Source organism: Nocardia sp. NBC_01499 (assembly GCF_045040275.1).
Classification (GTDB): Bacteria; Actinomycetota; Actinomycetes; order Mycobacteriales; family Mycobacteriaceae; genus Nocardia.
This window is the reverse complement of record NZ_CP109426.1, coordinates 4,029,815-4,051,658: the sequence shown is the minus strand read 5'-3', so window position 1 is coordinate 4,051,658 and position 21,844 is coordinate 4,029,815. Positions and strand designations below refer to the sequence as shown.

Annotated in this window: 22 protein-coding genes; 13 read left to right on the top strand and 9 right to left on the bottom strand. The window is 67.0% G+C overall.

What is annotated here, in order from left to right; all coding sequences use genetic code 11:
- The first annotated feature begins 1 nt into the window (after position 1).
- The 4 genes from OG203_RS18670 to OG203_RS18655 all read left to right on the top strand — a co-directional run bounded on the left by OG203_RS18670 (position 2) and on the right by OG203_RS18655 (position 4,442).
- Entirely contained in the window at positions 2 to 661 is a 660-nt protein-coding gene (locus OG203_RS18670) for a PadR family transcriptional regulator (RefSeq protein ID WP_405166936.1), read from the top strand.
- Between the two features lie 184 nt (positions 662 to 845).
- Entirely contained in the window at positions 846 to 2,051 is a 1,206-nt protein-coding gene (locus OG203_RS18665; RefSeq protein WP_405166935.1) for an FAD-dependent monooxygenase, read from the top strand.
- Positions 2,052 to 2,124: 73 nt separating this feature from the next.
- Positions 2,125 to 2,892, top strand: a complete 768-nt coding sequence (locus tag OG203_RS18660; protein ID WP_405166934.1) for an ABC transporter ATP-binding protein — start codon at positions 2,125 to 2,127, stop codon at positions 2,890 to 2,892.
- A complete protein-coding gene (locus OG203_RS18655) occupies positions 2,877 to 4,442 on the top strand; it encodes a hypothetical protein (RefSeq protein ID WP_405166933.1) in 1,566 nt (521 codons plus the stop codon). The genes OG203_RS18660 and OG203_RS18655 overlap by 16 nt, the downstream gene beginning before the upstream one ends.
- Before the next feature lie 47 nt (positions 4,443 to 4,489).
- Here the strand turns inward: OG203_RS18655 and OG203_RS18650 are convergent, their stop codons facing one another.
- On the bottom strand, positions 4,490 to 5,050 hold the full coding sequence (locus OG203_RS18650) for a hypothetical protein (RefSeq protein ID WP_405166932.1): 561 nt from the start codon (positions 5,048 to 5,050) through the stop codon (positions 4,490 to 4,492).
- A 279-nt stretch (positions 5,051 to 5,329) separates the two neighbouring features.
- Between OG203_RS18650 and OG203_RS18645 the strand changes: the two genes are divergently transcribed.
- A complete protein-coding gene (locus OG203_RS18645; RefSeq protein ID WP_405166931.1) occupies positions 5,330 to 6,253 on the top strand; it encodes a LysR family transcriptional regulator in 924 nt (307 codons plus the stop codon).
- 57 nt (positions 6,254 to 6,310) lie between these two features.
- Here the strand turns inward: OG203_RS18645 and OG203_RS18640 are convergent, their stop codons facing one another.
- Positions 6,311 to 7,612 carry a lipase family protein gene (locus OG203_RS18640; protein WP_405166930.1) on the bottom strand — a complete coding sequence of 434 codons (1,302 nt, stop codon included), beginning with the start codon at positions 7,610 to 7,612 and terminating at the stop codon, positions 6,311 to 6,313.
- A gap of 128 nt (positions 7,613 to 7,740) precedes the next feature.
- The gene (locus tag OG203_RS18635) at positions 7,741 to 8,532 is read right to left on the bottom strand and encodes a helix-turn-helix domain-containing protein (RefSeq protein WP_405166929.1); all 792 of its coding nucleotides are present in this window, start codon (positions 8,530 to 8,532) and stop codon (positions 7,741 to 7,743) included.
- Positions 8,533 to 8,661: 129 nt separating this feature from the next.
- Between OG203_RS18635 and OG203_RS18630 the strand changes: the two genes are divergently transcribed.
- Together OG203_RS18630 and OG203_RS18625 are read left to right on the top strand one after the other, a co-directional pair.
- Positions 8,662 to 9,108, top strand: coding sequence for a hypothetical protein (locus tag OG203_RS18630; RefSeq protein WP_405166928.1), 447 nt, complete (start codon positions 8,662 to 8,664; stop codon positions 9,106 to 9,108).
- Positions 9,105 to 10,124, top strand: a complete 1,020-nt coding sequence (locus OG203_RS18625) for an NAD(P)-dependent alcohol dehydrogenase (protein ID WP_405166927.1) — start codon at positions 9,105 to 9,107, stop codon at positions 10,122 to 10,124. The genes OG203_RS18630 and OG203_RS18625 overlap by 4 nt, the downstream gene beginning before the upstream one ends.
- A gap of 7 nt (positions 10,125 to 10,131) precedes the next feature.
- Here OG203_RS18625 and OG203_RS18620 read toward each other — a convergent pair whose 3' ends face one another.
- A complete protein-coding gene (locus OG203_RS18620; protein WP_405166926.1) occupies positions 10,132 to 10,863 on the bottom strand; it encodes an HNH endonuclease family protein in 732 nt (243 codons plus the stop codon).
- 578 nt (positions 10,864 to 11,441) lie between these two features.
- Here OG203_RS18620 and OG203_RS18615 point away from each other — a divergent pair.
- Positions 11,442 to 12,317: a haloalkane dehalogenase gene (locus tag OG203_RS18615; RefSeq protein ID WP_405166925.1), complete on the top strand. Its 876-nt coding sequence runs from the start codon at positions 11,442 to 11,444 to the stop codon at positions 12,315 to 12,317.
- 43 nt (positions 12,318 to 12,360) lie between these two features.
- Here OG203_RS18615 and OG203_RS18610 read toward each other — a convergent pair whose 3' ends face one another.
- On the bottom strand, positions 12,361 to 13,290 hold the full coding sequence (locus tag OG203_RS18610) for a TetR/AcrR family transcriptional regulator C-terminal domain-containing protein (protein WP_405166924.1): 930 nt from the start codon (positions 13,288 to 13,290) through the stop codon (positions 12,361 to 12,363).
- Between the two features lie 116 nt (positions 13,291 to 13,406).
- Here OG203_RS18610 and OG203_RS18605 point away from each other — a divergent pair, with 116 nt between their 5' ends.
- Together OG203_RS18605 and OG203_RS18600 are read left to right on the top strand one after the other, a co-directional pair.
- Entirely contained in the window at positions 13,407 to 14,546 is a 1,140-nt protein-coding gene (locus OG203_RS18605) for an FAD-dependent monooxygenase (protein WP_405166923.1), read from the top strand.
- A gap of 65 nt (positions 14,547 to 14,611) precedes the next feature.
- Positions 14,612 to 15,475 carry an RNA polymerase sigma factor gene (locus OG203_RS18600; RefSeq protein ID WP_405166922.1) on the top strand — a complete coding sequence of 288 codons (864 nt, stop codon included), beginning with the start codon at positions 14,612 to 14,614 and terminating at the stop codon, positions 15,473 to 15,475.
- On the opposite strand, the gene OG203_RS18595 is transcribed toward OG203_RS18600, so the two are convergent.
- Positions 15,472 to 16,611 carry a TDT family transporter gene (locus tag OG203_RS18595; protein WP_405166921.1) on the bottom strand — a complete coding sequence of 380 codons (1,140 nt, stop codon included), beginning with the start codon at positions 16,609 to 16,611 and terminating at the stop codon, positions 15,472 to 15,474. The genes OG203_RS18600 and OG203_RS18595 overlap by 4 nt on opposite strands.
- A 70-nt stretch (positions 16,612 to 16,681) precedes the next feature.
- On the opposite strand from OG203_RS18595, the gene OG203_RS18590 reads away from it, so the two are divergent.
- Positions 16,682 to 17,587: a LysR family transcriptional regulator gene (locus OG203_RS18590; protein ID WP_405166920.1), complete on the top strand. Its 906-nt coding sequence runs from the start codon at positions 16,682 to 16,684 to the stop codon at positions 17,585 to 17,587.
- A gap of 3 nt (positions 17,588 to 17,590) precedes the next feature.
- On the opposite strand, the gene OG203_RS18585 is transcribed toward OG203_RS18590, so the two are convergent.
- Positions 17,591 to 18,256 carry a phosphate signaling complex PhoU family protein gene (locus OG203_RS18585; protein WP_405166919.1) on the bottom strand — a complete coding sequence of 222 codons (666 nt, stop codon included), beginning with the start codon at positions 18,254 to 18,256 and terminating at the stop codon, positions 17,591 to 17,593.
- A gap of 141 nt (positions 18,257 to 18,397) precedes the next feature.
- On the opposite strand from OG203_RS18585, the gene OG203_RS18580 reads away from it, so the two are divergent.
- On the top strand, positions 18,398 to 19,201 hold the full coding sequence (locus tag OG203_RS18580) for a transglutaminase family protein (RefSeq protein ID WP_405166918.1): 804 nt from the start codon (positions 18,398 to 18,400) through the stop codon (positions 19,199 to 19,201).
- A 4-nt stretch (positions 19,202 to 19,205) separates the two neighbouring features.
- Here OG203_RS18580 and OG203_RS18575 read toward each other — a convergent pair whose 3' ends face one another.
- Positions 19,206 to 20,366, bottom strand: coding sequence for an FG-GAP repeat domain-containing protein (locus OG203_RS18575; protein ID WP_405166917.1), 1,161 nt, complete (start codon positions 20,364 to 20,366; stop codon positions 19,206 to 19,208).
- A gap of 180 nt (positions 20,367 to 20,546) precedes the next feature.
- On the opposite strand from OG203_RS18575, the gene OG203_RS18570 reads away from it, so the two are divergent.
- A complete protein-coding gene (locus OG203_RS18570) occupies positions 20,547 to 20,942 on the top strand; it encodes a nitroreductase/quinone reductase family protein (protein WP_405166916.1) in 396 nt (131 codons plus the stop codon).
- A gap of 7 nt (positions 20,943 to 20,949) precedes the next feature.
- Here OG203_RS18570 and OG203_RS18565 read toward each other — a convergent pair whose 3' ends face one another.
- Positions 20,950 to 21,708, bottom strand: a complete 759-nt coding sequence (locus OG203_RS18565) for a DUF4189 domain-containing protein (RefSeq protein WP_405166915.1) — start codon at positions 21,706 to 21,708, stop codon at positions 20,950 to 20,952.
- Between the last annotated feature and the right edge of the window lie 136 nt (positions 21,709 to 21,844).

The window sequence follows — 21,844 nt, the reverse complement described above, 5'->3', positions numbered from 1 at the left end:
GATGGCGACCAAGCGCAAGGTGAACAACCTGCTCGCGCTCGCGGTGCTCTCCGCGATGATCGACCGGCCGAAGCATCGTTACGAGATCGCGCAGGCGCTGCGTCAGCGCGGCAAAGAGCACGACATGGACATCAAGTGGGGCTCGCTCTACACCGTCGTGCAGAACCTCGAGAAGGTCGGCTACCTGGAGATCGTCGGCAGCGAGCGGGACGGCGCGCGGCCGGAGCGGGTGATCTATCAGCTGACCGAAGCGGGACGAGCCGAACTCATCGACTGGACAAGGGAATTGGTCGCCGTGCCGGAACCGGAGCAACACCGGTTCATCGCGGGGCTTTCCATTGTCTCGGTGCTGCCTCCTGACGACGTCGTCGAGCTGCTCGACAAGCGCATCGACGCGTTGCGTCACATCATCGACGGTGCGCGCGCGGAAGTCGACAAGGTCACCGCCATGGGGCTACCTCGGCTGTTCATCGTCGAATCCGAATTCACGCTGGCGATGCTGAACGCCGAAGCGGCATGGGCACGTTCGTTCCGCGACGAAATCGCCGACGGCACGTTCCCGGAGGTGGACTGGTGGCGGCGGGTACACGCCGAGAACCTGTCGATCGCCGAAGTCATCGACACCGTGGAAAGGGGGATGGCCGAACCGGAACCGTCCTGATAGCGAGACCAGGCTCGGCGGGGTGCGGCAACACCGCCGCCGAGCCCGATTGAACAGTCTCGAACCGCGCCCGCATGCGCGCACCCGGCTACAAGGCTGGCAACCACAGGATAACTGGGTGCGTACTGCATGGGTTGGTTCGGGGATTCGAAAACACCCGCAACACACAAACCTGGAGACACCCATGTCACAAGTAAGAACCGCACTGGTCATCGGCGGCGGCATCGCCGGACCGGTCGCCGCGACCGCCCTGCGCAAGGCAGGCATCGACGCCAGCGTCTACGAGGCGTACCCCGGCTCGTCCTACAACATCGGCAGCGGGCTCGCGCTCGCACCGAATGGCCTTGCCGCCCTTGACGTTATCGGCGCGGGCGACGCGGTCCGCGATATCGCGCTGCCGATTCACACGATGGGCATGTCCATCAACGGCAAGCACCTGTCCCTGCCCGGCCTGCCCGGTCTGCCGCCGCTGCAACTGGTCGATCGTGGCGAGCTGCATCAGGTACTGCACGATCACGCGGTCGCCGCCGGTGTGCCGTTCGAATACAACAAGCGACTGGTCGACGTGGTCGAGGACGAATCAGGCATCACCGCCCGGTTCACCGACGGCAGCACGGCCACCGCCGACGTGCTGGTCGGCGCCGACGGCATCCGTTCGACGGTGCGTGACCTGATCGACCCGAACGCGCCGGGCCCCGACTACACCGGCATGCTCGGCTTCGGCGCGCTCATCGACTACGACGGCGACATCGAGCCGGGAACCATGACCTTCGCCTTCGGCAAGCAGGCCTACTACCTCTACGGCCAGTACGGCGCGGGCCGGGTGCTGTGGGGCGCCAACCTGCCGCACAAGGAGTACCTGTCGCTCACCGCGGCGAGGGCCGTCCCGAAGGCGCACTGGCTCGGCATCCTGCGCGAGGTCTACGCCGAGGACACGCCCGGCGGTGAATTCGCCAGGCGCACCACCGAGGCGCAGCTGGAAGTGACCGGGGCGCTGCACATCATGCCGCCGGTGCCGCACTGGTTCCGCGGCCGCATGGTGCTGGTGGGTGACTCGGTGCACGCGCCGTCCAACAGTTCGGGTCAGGGCGCCTCGCTCGCCATCGAGAGCGCCGTTCAGCTGGCCCGCTGCCTGCGCGATATGCCGTCGCCGACAGCGTCGTTCGAGACCTATGAGCGGCTGCGGCGCGGCCGGGTGGAGGCTGTCGCGGCCCGTGCCGCGAAGACCAATCACAGCAAAACGCTCGGCCCGGTGGCCCGCAAAATGATGCAGCTGCTCGCCCCGGTCGCGATGAAGATGATGAATCCGGAGAAAACCATGGGCCCCGAGCAGCGCTACCTGATCGACTGGGAATCACAGGTGCAGCGGGAACTCGCCGTGTCGGTCTGATTCCGCTCGAACCGCGCGGGCTGGTGGTCCGTACCCTTGGAGAACATTCGACGCGAAAGGACTTCGGGGGACAATGCAACCTGACCACCAGCCCGCCCTGCACCTGACCGGTCTGTGTAAACGTTTCGACGGACCGTGGGTCGTCGACAACGTGAGCCTGGCGGTACTGCCCGGCTCCTTTTTCGGCCTGGTCGGCCCCAACGGCGCGGGCAAGACGACGACGCTGTCGATGGCCTGCGGCCTGCTGCGACCCGACAGTGGCAGGGCCGAGATCTTCGGCGCCGACGTGTGGGCCGATCCGGTCCGCGCGAAGACACTCGTCGGCGTGCTGCCGGACGGTCTCGCGCTACCGGAACGCCTCACCGGCCGCGAATTGCTCACCTACACCGGTCTTTTGCGCGGTATGCCGGAGAGCACGGTCGCCGAGCGCGCCGATGAGCTGCTCGCGGTCTTCGAATTGACCAGTGCCGAAAGCACTTTGGTCGTCGACTACTCCGCGGGCATGCGCAAGAAGATCGGCCTGGCGACCGCGCTGCTGCACGGGCCGAAACTGCTCGTCCTCGACGAGCCGTTCGAGGCGGTGGATCCGGTGTCGGGCAGCACGATTCGCACCATCCTGCAGCGCTTCGTCGCGGCCGGTGGCGCGGTGGTGCTGTCGAGTCATGTGATGGCGCTGGTGGAAAACCTGTGCGACCGGGTCGCGGTGATCACCGGCGGTCGGGTGGTGGCGGCGGGCACGCTGGACGAGGTGCGCGCCGGAACCACGTTGGAGGAGGCCTTCGTTCGGCTCGTCGGTGGCCGCGTCGGTGGCGAGGAGGGGCTGTCGTGGTTGGCACCCTGATCCGGTTGCGGCTGCTGCTCACCAAGCGTTCGTTGACGGGCTGGTCGGGCGTCAGCTTCGTGATCGGCATCTTCGTCGGCGCGGTCGCCGCGGTTGTCACGGCGGCGCTGATCGGGTTCGCGGTGCGCGACGGTGACGTCGCGCAGGGAATCACCGTCGCCGCAACGATTTTCGGGATCTGGACGCTCGGCTGGCTGTCCGGCCCGGTGCTGATCGGCAGCAGTGACGAGACCATTCAACCGGAGCATCTTCGGCTGCTTCCGCTCAGCAATCGGCAGCTGGCCAGCGGGCTGCTCGCCGCCGCGTTCGCCGGGCCAGCGCCGGTGATCAACCTGATCGCCTTCGGTGGGCTGATCGTGCTCGCCGCGCAATTGGGTTGGGCGGCAACGGTGGTCGCGGTGATCGGGGTGGTGCTGCAGCTGGTGTTCGTTGTGCTGTTGTCCCGGGTGGTGCTCGCCTGGGTCGGGGCCGCGATGCGGTCTCGGCGCGGTAAAGACATCGGCGTCCTGCTGGCCGGACTGCTCGGCCTCGCCTACTACCCGATCACGTGGCTGGTGTCGCATGTGAGTGTGCTGCGCGACCTGCCGCCCGGCGTGGCATCGACACTGCGCTGGCTGCCGTCCGGTTGGGCACCTGCCGCCGTACAGGCTGCGGCCCAGGGGAATTGGCTGCTCGCGGTGCTTGCGCTGGTCGCACTCGCCGCGCTCTCGCTCGGGCTGTGGCAAGCGTGGTCGGTGCTGCTCGCTCGACGGCTTGCCGCGCCGATGAATTCGGTGGCGGGCAGCTCCGGCGGCGGACTGCTCGGCCGGGTGCGCCAGAGCGGCCCGGTCGGCGCCGTGCTGATCAAGGAGTTGCGCACCTGGTCGCGGGACAGCCGCCGCCGGGCCGCGCTGCTGCCGGTGCTGCTGGTCGGCATCCTGATGCCGGTGTTTCCCGCGTTCCAGGGCTCGGGAACAGGTGCCGTGCCGTTCGCGGGTGTCACCGCCGCCTCGTTCGCCATGCTCGCCGGTGCCAACCTCTACGGCTATGACGGCACCGCGGTGTGGCAGACCCTGGTCATCCCCGGCGCGGCGCGCGCGGACGTCCGAGGCCGCCAGCTGGCCCTGATGATCGTGATCGGGGTGCCGACCCTGCTGCTGACGCTGATCCTGCCGGGCGCGCTCGGCCGGTGGAGCCTGTACCCGATCATGCTCTCGCTCTGGCCCGCCGCGATCGGCGTCGGTGCCGGTGCGGCCATGCTGGTGTCGGTGCTCGCGCCGTATCCGGTGCCGCAGCGCACCGGGAATCCGTTCTCCGGTTCGGGAAGCAACCCGGGCTGTGCGAAGGTGCTGCTCCAGTTCACGGTGCTCCTCGGCCAGCTGTTCGCGGCGATTCCGGTGCTGATCATCCTGTTGGTGGCTCGACTGACCGACCTGACGGCACTCGAATGGCTTGCGGTCCCGGTCGGTATCGGCACCGGCATCGTCGCGGCCATGGTCGGCGCTCGCATCGCCGAACAGCGCCTGACGACCCAGGGGCCGGAATTGCTCGCCGCGGTCCGGACCAAGTGAGGCAAGGCCGGGGCGGACACGGTGTCCGCCCCGGGTCGCTGCCGAACTCAGGCCGCGATCGTTGAGACAATCCACCGGGCGGCGCGACTGTTATCGCAACCGGCGGAGTTGTCCCGCTTGAGGTCTCCGTTTTGCTGCGGATTGCCCGACAGGAAGAACTGTTCGGTTTTGCCGCCGGACTTGTCCGGGTCCTTGAAGCACACGGAGTCGTACTTCTTCTCGCCGGTGAATTCCACCGCCGCGGTGCATTCGCCGAGGGTGTAGACGGTGTCCTGGCCTGCCCCCTCGGGCGAGTAGGACATGCACTGCTTGGCTTTCACGTGGCGGAGGGTGAATCGGTCGCCACCGAGCTTCTTGCCACTCCAGCTCTGCTCGACGTTGTTGGGGTCGCAGTCCTGCAACCGCAGGGTGGCGGTGCGGGTTTTCTTGTCGACGACCCGGGTGATGCACCCGTGTTCTTCCGAATTGCGGATCGAGAACGAGCCCTTCGGGATCAGGTCCTGGTCGGCGGCACCGGCCTGTCCGACTGCGCACAATCCCATGACTCCGGCAACGGCGCCAACGGCCGCTATCCCGCGTGCGGCGATTCGAGCGCGATCAATGCGCAAAGCGTTTCCCTTCGATAGCGGGGATAGACCGGCAGTTCCGGTCACCGTATGTATTCGAAGCCGCAGGGCGCATAGATGGCGCAGCCGAGCTGCCCCATTGGTGGAGCAATAGAATGTCGTCGTGAGCGAGCGTCAGCGAGCGAACCAAAGACACAGCGCGCATCGCGCACGATGGAGTCGAGCGCCAGCGAGGCGGAGTCGTGAGCGAGCGTCAGCGAGCGAACCAAAGACACAGCGCGCATCGCGCACGACGGAGTCGAGCGCCAGTGAGGCGGAGTCGTGAGCGATAGAGATTCTGATGGCAGTCTCGATCTGAATCAGTTGCGCACTTTCTTGGCCGTGCACCGGGCCGGGTCCATCACCGGCGGGGCGCGGCTGGTCGGGCTGTCGCAACCGACCGTGACCGCGCAGCTGCAGGCGTTGGAGAAGAAGCTGGGGCAGCGGTTGTTCGAGCGGCTGCCGCGCGGGGTAGCGCCGACCGCGGCCGCCGCCGAACTCGCCGCGCGGGTCGCCGAACCGTTGGACGCGTTGAATGTGGTTGCCGGACGGTCGGTTGCCGCCGAGTTCGAACCGCAGCCGCCCGTCCGATTGGCCGGTCCGGCGGAAATGCTTGCGGTGCAAGCGCTTCCGGCCTTGGCGCCGTTGATCGCGCACGGTGTCCGGCTGACCGTGAGTGCCGGACTTTCCGAGGATCTGCTGGCCGGGCTGCGCGCGGGGCATTACGACCTGGTGGTGTCGACCGTGCGCCCGCGTGGCCGGACCGTGGTCGCCGAGGCGTTGTCCGATGAGGAATTCGTCCTGGTCGCCGCGCCCGCCGTGGCCGCACGGATCGACGCGGTGCGGCTGCGCGCCGAGGGCCCGGCTGCGCTGGTCGCGGAGCCGCTGGTCAGTTACGCCCCGGACCTGCCGATTCTGCGCCGGTACTGGCGGCACGTCTTCGGGATCCGGTTGACCGGCGAGGCGGCGGTTATCGTCTCGGATCTGCGTGCGGTCGCCGCAGCGGTCGTCGCGGGCGCGGGCATCAGCGTGCTGCCACGTTATCTCGTTGCGGCTCAACTGGATTCGGGTGCGCTGGTCACCTTGCTCGACCCGCCGGATCCGCCGATCAACACCGGATTCCTGGTCCGGCGCCCCGGCACCGTCACCCAACCCCACGTCGACCTGGTGCACGCCCACCTGCGCGCCGCCGCGCGCACCTGGTAGTCGATTTCCCGCACCCGCACCCGAAGTCGCGAGGCGCGGGAAACCACAAGGCGTGCCTCAGATGCCGATGCGGAACTTCGGACCGGGGGAGAGGCCGCGCAGCACCGCGCTGATCCAGGTTTCGGCGACGGGCACCGCGGTCACATCGCCCACCACGTGTTCCGGCAGCGGGTTGGTGAAGTAGCGCAGGTCGACGCCGTTGGCCCAGTAGGAATCCACGGTGGACTTGATCGCGGACGGGAAGGTCAGCAGCTCGTCCCAGATGGCATGCCACATCAGCACCGGCATATCGGGCAGGTGCTGCGGCTGGCCGAGGCTCTGTCCGACCAGGATCTGGTGGATACCGGGATCATCGAGGCCCTTGCCCGGCTTCAGGTAGTCGGCCACCGGGCGGTAGGCGCCCGTCAGCGCGGCCGTGTAGACACACCTGCCCGCGACATTCGACAACAGCGCCTGACCTTCCTCGGTCAGGAATTCCTTCGGGTCGAAGGACTCGGGGTAGGTCGAGGCCAGGTTCGAAAGGGCAAGCCACATAGTGAAATTCGCCGGTCCGCTGAAGTTGGCGAAGCCCTGGTCGTGGGTGATGTTCTGGCGGGCGATCGACACCATGTCGCCGGGCACGCCGCCCTGTGCCGAGCCGAGGACGAGCACATCCGGCGCATATGAGCGGTGCATCTCGGCGGCGCGCGCCGTGCCGCTGCCACCGCCGGAATAGCCGTACAGGCCCGCCGCGGAATCGGCGAGACCGAGCGAGGGTTCGTTCTTCGCGGCCCTGATCCCGTCCAGCACCATCTTTCCCTCGCCGAAGGTGAGGAATTCGTGTCCGTCGAAACCATCGAAATCGGTGACCACCACCGCGAATCCCTGCGCCAGGAATCCCGCGAGCAGGGTGATCTCCTTGAAGACGCCCGCGCGCAAGGTATACGAGGGATTGCACAGCGCCGAATTACCGTCGATCGCTTCCTGATACGACAAAATCGGGCGCGGACTACCCGTCCACGGAATTCCCGGGATCAGCACGGTGGTCGTGGTGGTCGCGGGCCGATCGCGAGAGTCGGTGGTGCGGAACAGAATCTGGCGCGTGGTCAGCGGCATCGGGATGCCGAGCACCCAGGTGCCGACGTCGCGGGTCCGGATGATCTGCCCGTTGGCCAGCGACTCCAGGTCCGCGGGCGGTTGGTACCAGGCGTCGCCCGCCGGGTCGGGCACCGGAAGCATCCGATAGATATCGGGTTCCTTGGGCAGGTCGGGTAGCTGATTCTGATCGGGCGGCATCGGTGGCAGTGGCTCGGCGGCGGCCTGCCCGAAACCGATGGTCAGCACGGCGGCAAAAACGATGGCGCGGAACACATTCTTCATTGGTTGTGTCATCCCTCACGTAGAGAACGAGCGCTCGCTTAAGATACGAGAAAGATGCCTTGTTTGTATAGACCCGGAGGTCGGTCGCGTCACCAATGGCGGCGCGCCGTACTGATTTCGATCGGGCGTTAGTCCCGCGCCGCGCGTTTGCGCAGAATTTCCGCCGTCTGCTCGTCGGCAGGAAGGAAGGCCTCCAGGTGCAGTTCGGCGAGGGTGATGTCGGTGGCCGTTGCGAACGAGGTGAGGGTGGTGATCAGCCGCAATTCCCCGTCCGCGCTGCGCAGCCGCAGCGGCACCGCGAAACCGAGGTGATCCGGGCCCGGTTCGGCCTGCGGGAGATAACCTTCCAGCTCGGTGATCAACTCGGCCAGGGCCGGATCGGGACTGCGCGACACCCGCCCGCGCAAGGCCTCGGTGACGTGCCTGCCCCACTCGGGCAGGTTCACGACCTGGCTGGCCAAGCCCTCGGGATGTAATGCGAGGCGCAGCACATTGATCGGCGACCGCAGCAGCTCGGGCGCGGCGCCCTCGGTGAGCACCTCGAACGCCGCGTTGGCGGCGAGCAGGACGCCGCGCGGCCGCACGACAATCGCCGGGTAGGGCTGATGGCCGTCCAGAATCGTCTTCAGCGCCGCTCGCACCGGAGCCAATTCCGGTGTGTCCAAGTCTGACTCGGGAAAGGCGGGCGCATACCCCGCAGCGAGCAGCAGCTCATTGCGTTCCCGCAGCGACAGATCGAGCGACTCAGCGAGCCGCACCACCATGGTGCGCCCCGGTCGCGAACGCCCCTGCTCCAGAAAACTCAGATGCCGCTGCGTGGTGTCCGCGCGGATCGCGAGGTCGAGCTGGCTGACCCGACGCAGGGTCCGCCAGTACTTCAGCTCTCGGGCGAACCCCGGTGCCGCTATCGCCGTTGTCATGTCCTCAGTCTTGTCTGAGCTGGGCGGGAGCGCGATACCGCGCAGGGTATGAGCAAACAGCTCGGACGCGATTCGGCTATTCCCTGCCGGGAATCGCGCGAAATCCTCGCGGCCGCAAAGCTCTGTTTCATGAGCAAACAACTGAACGACAGCGAACTGGCCCGCTTCGCCGAGCAGTACGCGGCGCAGTGGAACGAGCCCGACCCGGCGGCTCGGCGCAAGCAGATCAGGGAACTCTGGGCGGCCACCGGTGCGCAGACCCTGGTCGACCCGCCGGTGCCGATGCGGAAAGAGGCGCAGCGGCTGCAGTTCCCGATGCCGCCGTTGGAGGTGCGCGGCCATGATGCGTTGGACCGCAGGGTGACTCGGGCCTACGAGATGTTCATCGAATCGGGGGAGTACGAGTTCGCGGTCGAGGAGGCGCCGATCCGGTTGCCCGCCGGGCTGATCGGGGTGAGCTGGACGATGGTGGCCAAGGCCGACGGCGCGGGCGCGGGCGGCGGCTTCGAGGTCATCGGCCTCGACAACGAGGGCCGGATCCTGTCCGACCACCAGTACATCGTGGGTGTGCGATGAATGATGTTGCGTACCAACTTGATCCGATGCGTGGGCTCGAGGGTCTGACCAGCGCGGCGCAAGAGGTGCCGGTGCCGGGCCCGGATCAGGTCGTGATCCGGGTGCGGGCGGCGTCGATCAATCGACGCGATCTGATGCTGATGGACGGTGTCTATCCGCTGCCCGCCACGCCGGGGATCGTCCCGCTCTCCGACGGAGTCGGCGAGGTGATCGCCCTCGGCGACAACGTGACCCGGGCCGCGCTCGGCGATCGGATCACCGCCAGCTACTTCGTCCGGTGGATCGACGGCCCGCAGCGGCTCGCCATGGCGGCCGAGCAGTACGGCGCGAACTTCAACGGGATGCTCGCCACTTACGCGGTGGTCGAACAGGATTCGGTGGTGCACGTGCCCGCGCACCTGACCGATGTGGAGGCGGCGACCCTGACCTGCGCGGGAGTCGTTGCGTGGGCGGCACTGACGAAGCCGGTGCCGGTCGCGTCAGGTGAGACGGTGCTGACGGTCGGCAGCGGAACTGTCGCGCTGTTCGCCATACAGCACGCCAAAATGCTTGGTGCGCGGGTCTTCTCGATCACCTCCAGCCCTGGCAAGGCCGACGGGCTGCGCAAGCTCGGGGCGGACCAGGTGATCGTCTCGACCGAGACGCCGGACTGGGACCGGGCGGTGCGGGAGCTGACCGGCGGCGACGGCGTCGAGCACGTCGTCGACGCCGTCGGACTGCCGACGCTGTCGAAATCCGTTCGGTCCGGCGGATATAACACGCAGATCACCATGATCGGCGCGGCGCGGGCACCGGTGGCCGAGTCGGTCGGCGAGGTGTTCGGTTCGCAGTATGTGTCGATCCGCCGGATCGCCGTCGGCAGTCGCACCGACTTCGAGGCGATGAACCGGATGATCAGCGAGCACCGCATGCGGCCGCTCATCGATCGGGTGTTCCCGCTGGACGAGGCGGTACGGGCGTATCGCTACTTCCGTGACGACAACCCGTTCGGCAAAGTTGTCGTGAGCATGGCCTGAGCGGTTTTCAGGGGCAGGTGCTGAGTTCCCGTGTCATGGCGTCCTTCTCGGCCTGGGTCACCCAAAGCTGGTAGGCCGCTTTGACCTGGATCTGCCTGGTCAGGTAGACGCACCAGTAGCCCTTGTTCGGCGGCAGCCAGCTGGCGGCGTCGGAGTCGCTCTTGGACTGATTGGTCGGGCCGTCGACGGCCTGCAGGTTCAATGGATCGTTGGCCAGGTCTTGGCGGCGTGCCGCGGAAAGTTGTTGCGCGCCTTTCTGCCAGGCGTCCGACAGCGGGATGATGTGGTCGATCTGCACGTCGTCGGAGGTCTTCGGGCCGCGAACGAACTTGATGACCTTGCTGGTGTACGGGTCGTTCAGGGTGCCGGTGGCGACGACGCACTTGCTGTTGTCCTTGAAGGCGACCTCGGTCATGTCGCGCTGCAGGATGTCGTCGCGGGTGTCGCACTTGTTGTGGCCGCCGGGAACCGACACGTCATCGGTCCAGGCGGTGCCGAATTGCTCACGGGTGTAACCGGTTTTGGCGGCGCGACCGGCCACCCGGATGGTGTCGAGCATGGCGAGCGCGTCGCGGCTCGGCATGCTGGCCTGGGCGTTGGCGCAGGCCTGCGCGGATCCGGTGCCGCACGTCGCGTTCGCCTGCGGGGTTTCGACTCGGTTCACGTAGTAGTAGGACAGTCCGATGAATGTCGCGATGGCCAGCCCTATCAGAGCGAGCCGCTGAACTGTGAACTTCATCGAGCTTCCTAACGCCAACCACCCTGAACTATATCGGGCGCCAACGTATCCGGCGGCCGAGGGTGCGGAAGTGATTGCGGTGTATGACGTTCCGCACAGGGGATGGCAGGAGGCGAAGCTTGATATGAAACCACCCTCGAGTCGCCGTGCCGGCGCCGACTCGAGGGTGGCTGATCACGAAGGAGGTCGACCGTTGCGCGCGGTGGTGCGGATGGTTGTCCACTCCGAATGCCGCACACGACGACACCACAGGGCCGATGAGGGAGGACCCGAGGTGTCGAGCCGCGCTGGGCGAGCTCGCTCGTGATGACTAGGTGTAGCTCGTTGCTACGTATTGAGACAGTAGATAATGCGGTGTGATCTTGGCAAGTCGATGACCCTGATTCGGCGATATTCTCAGGTTCATTTCAGCCTGGTATTGGCATCTACTGGATCTCTACGGACATGCGGGTCGGTTGCGGAATCCGTTGGCAGGATGCGCCGTGACGAGCGTCACTTCAAAGCCGGTCACAGTGCACCGCTATCCCGTGTCCAAACCGGGTGAAGGCAAGAAAGCCGGACCCTGGGAAGGATAGATCATGGCTACCGTCGACGTTCTCGACTCGTTCATCACCTACCGCGACGCGGGCGCGGGCTCGGTGCCGGTGGTGTTCCTGCACGGCAACCCCACCTCCTCGCACCTGTGGCGCAACGTGATTCCGCACGTGACCGACCAAACCCGGGCGCTGGCACCCGATCTCATCGGCATGGGCGAGTCCGGCAAGCCCGATATCGGCTACCGGCTCGTCGATCACGCCCGCTACCTGGATGCCTGGTTCGACGCGCTCGACCTGGATCAGGTGGTCATCGTCGGCCACGACTGGGGCGGCGCGCTCGGCATGGACTTGGCCGCCCGTCATCCGGGCCGGGTGCGTGGCATCGCGTTGATCGAGACGTTCCTGCGGCCGATGCGCTGGGACGAGCTGCCGCCGCTGGGCGCCGAGCTGTTCCGGAAGTTCCGCAGCGCGGAGGGCGAGCGAATGGTGTTGGCGGAGAATATGTTCATCGAGTTCAACCTGCCAAGGGGCGTCGCGAACCTGTCGCCCGAGGATCACGACGTCTACCGCGCGCCCTACCCGACGCCGGAATCGCGCAAGCCGCTGCTGGTGTGGCCGCGCGAGTTCCCGCTCGACGGCGAACCCGCGGACGTGGTGGCGATCGTGGACAACTACGGGCAGTGGGCGGCGCGCACGCCCGAGGTGCCGAAGCTGGTGCTGGGACTGGAGAACGGCGTCGGGCTCGGCTCGCCCGAGGTGGTGGATTGGGCCGCAACGACTTTCGCGAATGTCGAGATCGCGTCCATCCCACCGGCCGGGCATCACGCGCCGGAGGATCGACCGGACGAGATCGGTGCGGCGGTGGCCGGGTGGCTGCGGCGGCACGCGCTCGTCGACGCGGCTGCCGCGGCGTCCTGAACGGTCGCGGTGCGGGGCCGGTCGACGCCGGTCCCGCAGCCGATCAGTCGCGCGGCGCGACGAAGGCGGCGAACCCGTCCAAGAGGCGGTGCAGGCCGAAGTCGAAGAGCTTGTCGATGTCGAACTGAAAGTCGTTGCGCTCGTTGAGACTTGTGAGAGTGGGGTACTGGCCGTTGGCCAGGAACTGTTCGAATTCCGGCTCGTGCACGTCCCACGGTTCGGCCGGTGTGCCCGCGCGCCGGACCCCCGCCTCCAGCTCGAGATTGACGGCGATCCCGCGCACGTAGCTGAACAGCGAGACGTGGGCGTAGATCACGGCGTCCGGATCGATGCCGAGATCATCGAACGCGTGCACCGCCCATTCGGTGTGCGCCAATAACTTCGCCGCCGGTTCCGGACGACTTATCGACAGGGCCGCGACCACCCATGGATGCCGGTGGTACATCGCCCACTGCAGGTGGGCGAGCACCTCCAGGCGTTCGCGCCAGCCGGCGGGCGGCGGATCGGGGAGTTCGGCCTCGCCGAAGGCCGCGTCCGCCATCAGCAACACCAGCCGATCCTTGCTGCCCACATGGCGATACAGCGACATCGTCGGCACGCTGAGTTCGGTGGCGACGCGGCGCATCGACAGCGCCGCAAGCCCTTCCGCATCGGCGATCGCCATGCCGGTGCGCACCACTAGCGCGGCGGTCAGTTCGGTATCGCGGTTGTGCTCGCGTGGGGGAGCGGCCTGTGGGGTGTCCACCACGGTGCCGACACCGGGCACCACCCGCACTACGCCCTCCTGTCGCAGCGCGGCAAGCACTTTCGTGGCGGTGGCGATGGCGACACCCCACTCCTTGGTGATCTGCCGCGCGGAGGGCACGCGATCACCGGCCCGCAGCTCGCCGGAGCTGATCCGTTCCTGGATCTCCCCGGCGATGCGCAGGTAGGGCGGGATGGGGTCCGCCGCGTCAGCTGTACTAGTACGCATGTAGTAGATAGTAGCTAATTACCCAGCAAGTAGTCGTCTAGTACGGCTTGTACGACGTACATGGTGTCCTGTACGTTGTATCTGAACAGCACAACGCGCAGAGAAGTGGGCACGCTATGACCAACACGAACATCCTGATTTCCGGCGCCGGAGTCGCTGGCCCGGCGCTGGCGTACTGGCTGCGCAGGCGCGGCTACACCCCGACGGTGGTGGAGCGGGCGGCGGCGCCGCGACCAGGCGGATACGCGGTCGACTTCCGCGGCGCGGCCATGACGGTGCTCGAGCGGATGGGCATCCTGGACGATATTCGCAAGTGCGGCACCACGATTCGCGACAGCGAGGTGGTCGACACCGACGGCCGCCACCTCGTGACGATGCCCTCGGCGATCTTCGCCGGTGAGCTGGAGGTGCTCAAGAGCGATCTCACCGACATCCTCTACGCGCTGACGAAAGACGAGACCGAGTACGTCTTCGACAACTCGATCACCGCGATCGACGAGGACGCGGACGGTGTTCTGGTGAGTTTCGAACGGGGCGAGCCGCGCCGCTTCGACCTGGTGGTCGGTGCCGACGGGATGTACTCGAAGGTGCGCGCCATCGCCTTCGGTGACCACGCGAAGTACCTCCACCACCTGGGCATCTACAACGCGATCTTCGCCACCGACAACTTCCTGAACCTCGACTACGAGGGCATCGGCTGCCAGCTCGGTCCCGGCAGAACGGCGAATGTGTTCAGCACCAGGGACAACACCGAGGCACGCGCGTCGCTGTACTTCGGCTCCGACCCGCTCGACTACGACCGCAGCGACGTCGAGGAGCAGAAGCGGATCATCGCGGCACAGTTCGCCGGTGACGGCTGGGTGATCCCGCGCCTGCTGCGGGACCTGGCCGCGTCGTCGGACCTGTACTTCACGCCGATCAGTCAGGTCACGATGGACTCCTGGTCGACGGGCCGGGTGGTGCTGCTCGGGGACGCGTGCGCGTGCGCCTCGCCGCTGTCCGGCCGCGGCACCTCGCAGGCGCTGATCGGCGCGTACCTCCTGGCGGGCGAACTGGCCACTGCCGCAGGCGATTACGAAGCCGCGTTCGCCAGTTACGAGAACCAGCTGCGCGACTACGTGAAAACCAACCAGGAAGGTGCCGCCGAGGTGGTCGCCATGCTGTTCGCCGAGCCGCCCCCGCAGGAGGTCTTCGATGCCATGGCCGCCAATCCGCCGGAGGCCGACCCGGAATTCCTTACGCTGAAGGATTACTGACACGCACCGCTCGGCGACCCGTATTCGGCTTGCGCCGACGCCTCCGTCCGCCGAAAGATGGCTGGATGAGTACGGAGGCGCGAGACGGCGAGTTGGTCAGGGCCGAGGAGCGCGAACTGGTCGGGCGCGCGGTGGCGGGGGATCGTGACGCGATCGCCGATGTGGTGCGCCTGCTGCGGGATCCGCTGTACCGGCTCGCGCTGCGGATGGTGTGGCGGCCCGCCGAGGCCGAGGACGCGACGCAGGAAATCCTGCTTCGCGTGCTCGGCAATCTCGGTACCTGGCGTGCCGAGGCGAAACTCCTGACCTGGGCTTACCGGATCGGCGTCAACTACCTGTTGAACCTGAAACGGCAGACACCGCAGGAGGCCGCCCAACTCAGCCTGGACGCCTATCGGGAAGGCTTGGCCGACGGGCTCGCCGAAGCGGATTACCGCGGCCCGGAGGCGACACTGCTCACCGCGGAGGTCCGGCTCAACTGCAGCCAGGCCATGCTGCAGTGCCTGGCCCGCGACGAACGAGTCGCCTTCGTCCTCGGCGAGGTCTTCGAACTCAACTCCACCGACGCCGCCTGGATCCTCGACATCACCCCGGCCGCCTACCGAAAACGCTTGGCGCGCGCCAAGAAACGCCTCGGCAACTTCCTCACCGCCACCTGCGGACTGGCCAACCCCGAGGCGTTCTGCCGCTGCGCACGCCGAGTGGACAAGGCCGTCGCACTAGGGCGAGTCGACCCGCGCAAACCCAACTTCGCCCGTCATCCGATCAGTCCCGGCGGCCGCACCGTCGCCCAAGCCGAGCAGCAGATGGTCAGCCTGCACGATGCCGCCGCCGTCCTGCGCGCCCACCCGGATTACGCAGCGCCACAAGCGAAGATGGACGCCATCGCGGGCCTGCTGCACTCCGGTCGTTTCCCGATGCTGGACTAGGTGGTCGCGGGTCGGAGTAGCGCACCGCTCAGTACGCCGCGGACGGTGCGCATCGCTACGGCCGACCATGCGGCGACCAGCACCACATACAAGGCGATCGCGGTGGCGGCGAAAAGGTTTGCGCCGGTGTGGGTATAGAGAACGGTGCTGCCGGTAACACAGGTGCCGAGCGGGAAAGTGAAGCCCCACCAGGTCAGGTTGAAGGTCAATTCGCCTGCGCGATAGGTCTTTACGGTGATCGCGGCGGCCAGAGCCAGCCACAGCATGGCGAAGCCCCAGGCAGCGATGCCGAAGATGACCGAGAAGACCATCAAGCCCTTGGCATAGAGGTCGGGCAGGGCGGCGGGGGCGGCATTGGCGAGAAGTCCTGCGGCGGTGACCGATTGGCCGAGCGGCCCGAGCACGATCCACAGGGTGGGCACCATGCCCGCGTGGGGTGTGCCGTGATGCACCAGGCGCGACCAGATCATGGTGATGACGACCAGGGCGGCGAGCAAGCTCAGCCCGAACATGGCGACGCAGAGCAGGATCATGGTTAAACGCAGCTGGCCAGCGGGCGTATGCGGGATGAGCAGTGCACCCATCGCGGCCGAAACCATTGGGGGCACAACGGGCATCAACCAGCCACCGAACGCGGCGTCGGCGTCGGCGCGGTGCCTGGTGAACATCCGGTAGGGGATGGCGAAGGCGGTCAGCAGGCCGAGCACGGTGCCGACGGTCCACAGCACCCAGTCGATCGCCACCGCGGCCGACATGCCGATCACCTCGGAGCCGAGCAGCAGGGTCCCGCCGCCGACGGTCAGCAGCGCCATCGGAGGGGCACCGAAGAACTGCGACATCACCGGGTGGTTGCGGTGGTCGCGGGCGGTATCGGGGAAACGCACCCAATGCGCGATCCACGCGACGCTCAGTGCGACAAGAACCACGGCGGCCAGCGCCCATACGACGGTCGCGGCACCGCGCAGCCCGGGGAACCGCAGCGGCAGCGTTGCCGCGGCATTGGCGACAATGCCCGTGCCCATCACCGCGGCGAACCAGTTCGGGCCGAGTTGGCGCAGCGAGCCGGGGTGGCGCTCGGCGCGATGGTCGACCGGACGCCGCCGAGGTGCGGGGCGGAAAGTCACTGTGGCGGTCATGTCTCCAGCGTCGCCGGAGGTGGTCGGGTCAGGTAGCGGGCACGTTCCTATGCATGCATAGACTCGTTCTATGCCCCTGTCGCCCCGTGTGCCCGACCTGGCCGCGCTCGACCTGCTGCTTTCGGTCATCGAACTGGGCAGCCTCGGCCGCGCGGCGGCGGCGCACGGCATCAGCCAGCCCTCCGCGTCCTCGCGCATCCGCTACCTGGAGAAGCTCGTCGGCGTGCCGGTGCTGGAGCGAACCACCCTCGGTTCCCGGCCGACCCCGGCCGGATCGCTGATCGCGGAGTGGGCGCGCGGTGTGGTCCGGGCGGCCGAACAACTCGACGCCGGTATCGGCACCCTGCGCGCCGAGCGCGACTCGCACCTGCGCGTCGCGGCCAGCCAAACCATTGCCGAGTACCTCTTCCCCGTCTGGCTCATGAAGCTGCGAGCCACCGCGCCGGGCACCGCCATCGCGCTGGAATCCGGTAATTCCGTCGAGGTCGCGCAGGCGGTTCTCGACAACAAGGCTGCCATCGGTTTCATCGAAAGCCCGCAGAACTTCCGTGGTCTGGAGTCGCACGTCGTCGCCGACGACCGCCTGGTCGTGGTGGTGGCACCGACGCACCGCTGGGCGCGCCGCGGCTCGGTCACCCTTGCCGAACTCGCCGAAACTCCGCTGATCCAACGGGAAACCGGCTCGGGCACCCGAAACTGGTTCGAGCACGCGGTCTCTCGGGAAATCCCCGGCTGGAAACCCGAGCTCGCGCTCGAACTGTCCGCCACCACCGCCATCAAGACCGCGGTCGCGTCGGATGTCGGCCCGGCGGTACTGAGCACGCTGGCGGTTGCCGCCGAACTTGCCGCGGGCACCCTGGTATCGCCGAAAGTCACTGGCCTCGAACTGAATCGCACGTTGCGCGCTGTCTGGCCGGCGGGGCAGCGACTGACCGGCCCCGCCCGTGACCTCTACACGATCGCTCGCGCCCGATAAGTCCTACGCGTTGTCGGCGGGCTGGGCGGTTGGGGGAACGCCGGTGTCGAGGAATCGGATCAGCCGGTCGATGCGCGCGGTGTGCTCGACGCACCGTTCCAGGTGATTGGCGAGCAGGGCGATGGTGATGGCGGCGGCGGTCGGCTGCGCCGACACGGGGGCGGCGAGGGTCGAATGCAGTTGCTTGTGCAGCAGTTCCATGGCGTGCAGGCCGGGATCGTGCTCGGCGGGCGGTTCCTGATGGCCGGTGGCGACGGCCTGCCCGCTGAGCGCGGTGCGGGTCGCGGCGAGCCTGCCCATATCGGCGAGAATATCGATAATCGACTGGGGTGCAACATGTTCCGGATAGCTTTGATATACCTGATCGGCGACCTGGCTGACGAGTCCGCCGATCCGTGACAACTCGGTCGCGATTTGAATGGCGGTCACCACGTGCCGTAGATCGCGGGCGACCGGCGCCTGCAACGCGAGCAGCACCACCGTTCTCGCCTCGCACGCGCCGTACATCTTCTGTAGCTGCTCATCGAGTGCGAACACCTCATAGGTTGCGGTGAGATCGGCGCCGACGAGTGCGTCGGTCGCCCGTTCGGCCGCGTCATGGGTGAGTCGGCACATCAGCGTCAAATCATTGGTCAACGCGACGAGCTCGCGAGTGAACTGGGTCCGCACGGGCAAATTCTCGCCCATATCCGCGCGGCCGGGCACACTAATCCCCTCCTGGCCATGAATTGACAGTGCAGATGATGCCAACTCGGCGCTATCTGGCCGAAAAGTGGAAGGGCTCTTGACCGCGACTGACAGAATTATGGTGTGAAGCGCGATGTCTCGGCCCATCTCGAGGTGGCGATCACCGCACCGACCACCCTTGAATTCCAGATCGCCGTCGCACGGCAGACGAACCTCGAGCTGAACGAGTCGCTGGTGTTCGAGCTCGATGGCTGGGCCATCACGCCGTGGGAGATCCTCGGCCCGCACGGCACCCGCATCCACAAATTCGCCGTCGGCCCGGGCAACTTGCGCGCGAACTACAGCGCGACCGTGCTCGGCACCGCGACACCGGAACCCGTCTCCGACTACGACCGCGCGCTGTATCTGCGGCCGAGCCGGTTCGCCGAGTCGGACAAGCTGCTCGGCTTCGCCACCACCGAATTCGGTTCCGGCACACCGGATGCCCAGCTCGCGGTGCAGGTGTCGGAGTGGGTCGGGCGCCGGATCCGCTACGTCGCTGGCAGCAGCGACCCCATCGACGGTGCGGTGGAGACGCTGCTGTCCGGCGCCGGGGTGTGCCGCGACTTCGCGCATTTGGTCGTCGCGCTGTTGCGCGCGGTGAAGGTACCGGCACGGGTGGTGTCGGTGTACGCGCCCGGCTGTTCGCCGATGGACTTCCACGCGGTAGCCGAGGCCTATATCGACGGCACCTGGCGGGCACTCGACGCCACCGGCCTCGCCCCGCGCTCGACGCTGGTCCGGATCGCCACCGGCCGCGACGCCTCCGACGTCGCGTTCCTGGACAACCACGGCGGCGAGATCATCGTGAACAGCATGCGGATCACCGCCCTGGTGGACGGCTTCCTGCCCTTCGACGACAACATCACGCCGACCTCGGTGTGCTGAAGGATCAGGAGATGTTCTTCAGGAACGACACCGCGTTCGCGCTGCCTGCCACCACGATGTCGAGCTTGCCGTCACCGTCATAGTCGGCGACGACGGGCGTCTGTGGCTGTGGGGTGACGTCGAAATCGCCTGTCTTGCTGATGGTTCCACCGTTGCCGGTGAAGATCACGATCTTGGAGTTCAGCACCGCCGACATCGCGGCGTCGAGCCTGCCGTCCTTGTTGAAGTCACCGGCCGCGATGCTGGTCGGGCCGAGGCCGGACACGTTCACCCGGTCGGTCTTCTTGAATCCGCCCTGCCCGTCGGACAGCAGCAGCGTGGTGCTGAAGGAGAACGAGTCGGCGGTGATCACGTCGTCGATGCCGTCGCCGTCGAAATCGGCGGCGCGGACGTCTTCGGTGATCAAGCCGCTCGTGCTCGCGCCGCGCCTGGTGAAGCTGCCGTCGCCGTTGCCGGTGAAGACGTGCACCTGTTGCAGCGCGTCGTTGTTCACCGCGATATCGATCGTGTTGTCCGAGTTGAACTTTCCGACCGTGAAGGCGGCGGCGACGCCGGGAATCAGGCTGGTCGGGCCGGCGTCGAGGGTGCCGTCGCCCTTACCGAGCCAGGTCTGTACACCGGCGGGCGCCAGGCTGAGCACGTCGGCCTTGCCATCGCCGTTGGCGTCGGCGACGATCACTTCCTGTTGCGCGCCTTCGAGTGTCGTGTACTTGTTGGCCGGGCGGAAGGTGCCGTCGCCGTTGTTCATGAAGGTCGCGATGGTCGTCCACGCCTGCGCGACGACATCGGGTTTGCCGTCGCCGTTCAGGTCGCCGACCCCCACCGCGCCGAAGCCGTTGCCGACATCGCCGACCCTGGTTCCGGTGTTGAACCGGCCATCACCCTTGCCGGTCATCAGAATCGGGCCCGCCCCTTGGAAATCGGCCGCGACGATATCGGGTTTGCCGTCGCCGTTGAAGTCGGCGGTGACGGTGCCGATCGGGGACGGACCCGGTCCCCACGATGGAAACTGGCCGCCGGACGGCGAATCCACCTTCGGCGCGAAAGCGATCGCCCCCGCGGCGTGCGCGGGGGCGGGGGCGATCAGGCCGGAGCCGATCAGGGACAGTGCCGCGGTGGTCGCGGCGAGCACTAGGCCGCGCGAATGCGGGAATGAAGCGTCCATGAATTGTCCTGGTGTGCGCAGAGTTATTGCAGAGCCCGGACTTTATGACGTACGTCACATCGAGACCATGAAATTCCCGGCAATTCGTCGGATTGCCCACCGCATCGGTATTCGGCTGTGGCACTGTGCCAAACGCGCTTTCGGCACCGTGCCCATACGCTCTGGTGCTACGGTCGCCGCATGCCGAGCAAGCGCGATATTCAACATCGACTGGTGACGACATTGCAGCGCCGTATCGTCAATCCGTTGCAGCGCAAGGTGCCTGCGCAGCAACTTCTGGAGACCGTGGGGCGGGTGAGCGGGCAGCCACGCATCACCCCGATCGGTGGCCGCAAGATCGACAACGAGTTCTGGCTGGTCTCCGAATTCGGCGACCGCTCCCAGTACATCCGAAACATCAAGGCGAACAACCGTGTTCGACTGCGCCTGGATGGCAACTGGTACACCGGCACGGCGCACCTGCTGCCCGAGGACGACGCGCACGCCAGGCTGCGTGCGCTGCCGCGCGGCAACAGCGCGGTGGTCCAGCTGGTCGGCACCGACCTGCTGACGGTCCGCGTCGACCTGGACGGCTAACCGCGCGTTACTCTCTGGCGCACTTCGACCAGAATTCGAAGGGGCCAGGGACATTCCAGTCGCCCTGCGCCCTGGCCTGTGCCTTGTCCTGTGCTTCGGCGAGGGTGATACCCCAGGCAGAGCCCCAGCCGTTGTTGCGGCCGAAGGCGAACGCGACACAGGCGTCCTTCGACCAGATCGGTTCCTGGCACAGGACGCCGCAGGCGATCTGTGCCTGGGTGATCGCGGCTTCCTGGCCGAGTGAGCTTGTGGCCCAATGCACTTCGTTGGTCTTGTCGTTGTAGGCCGCCGCGATCCACACCGCCGCGGCCGTTGTCGGCGCGGTGCTCGGAGGTGTCGTTGGTGCAGGGGGGACCTTGGCGCTTGGCCAGGTGGTCGGCGCGCTGGATGTGCTGGCGGTGAGGCTGGTGGTGTCGGTCCCGTTCGCGTCGTCGCGGTGGTGCTTGGCGTTGTTCTTCCACACCTTCAGCCCGATGATTCCGGCGATCACGACCACGGTGAGCAGGATCGAACCGATCACCGCGAGGACCTTGCCGCCGCCACCTGACCCGGATCCGTTGGGCCCATACTGCGGTGGATATCCCTGGCCGGGCGGCCCGGGTGGGAAGGCACCGCCCTGTGGCGGATATTGCTGCGGCGCTTGCTGATACAGCGGCTGCTGATACCGCGGTGCCTGCTGGTACTGCGGGACCGAGGGGTACTGCTGCGGACTGTAGGGCTGACCCTGCTGGTAGGCCGGATCTGGTTGGCTCAGTGGGTTGAACACGGTCGGATCCGAGTGCTGGTAGTCGGAAGCCTGCTGTCCCCCCTCCCGTGCGTGTGGATCGTAAGGCTGCCCGGGATATTGGCCGGGTGGGTATGACATGCGCCCCCGCTGTTGTTCGTCTCGATCAAGGCCGGGC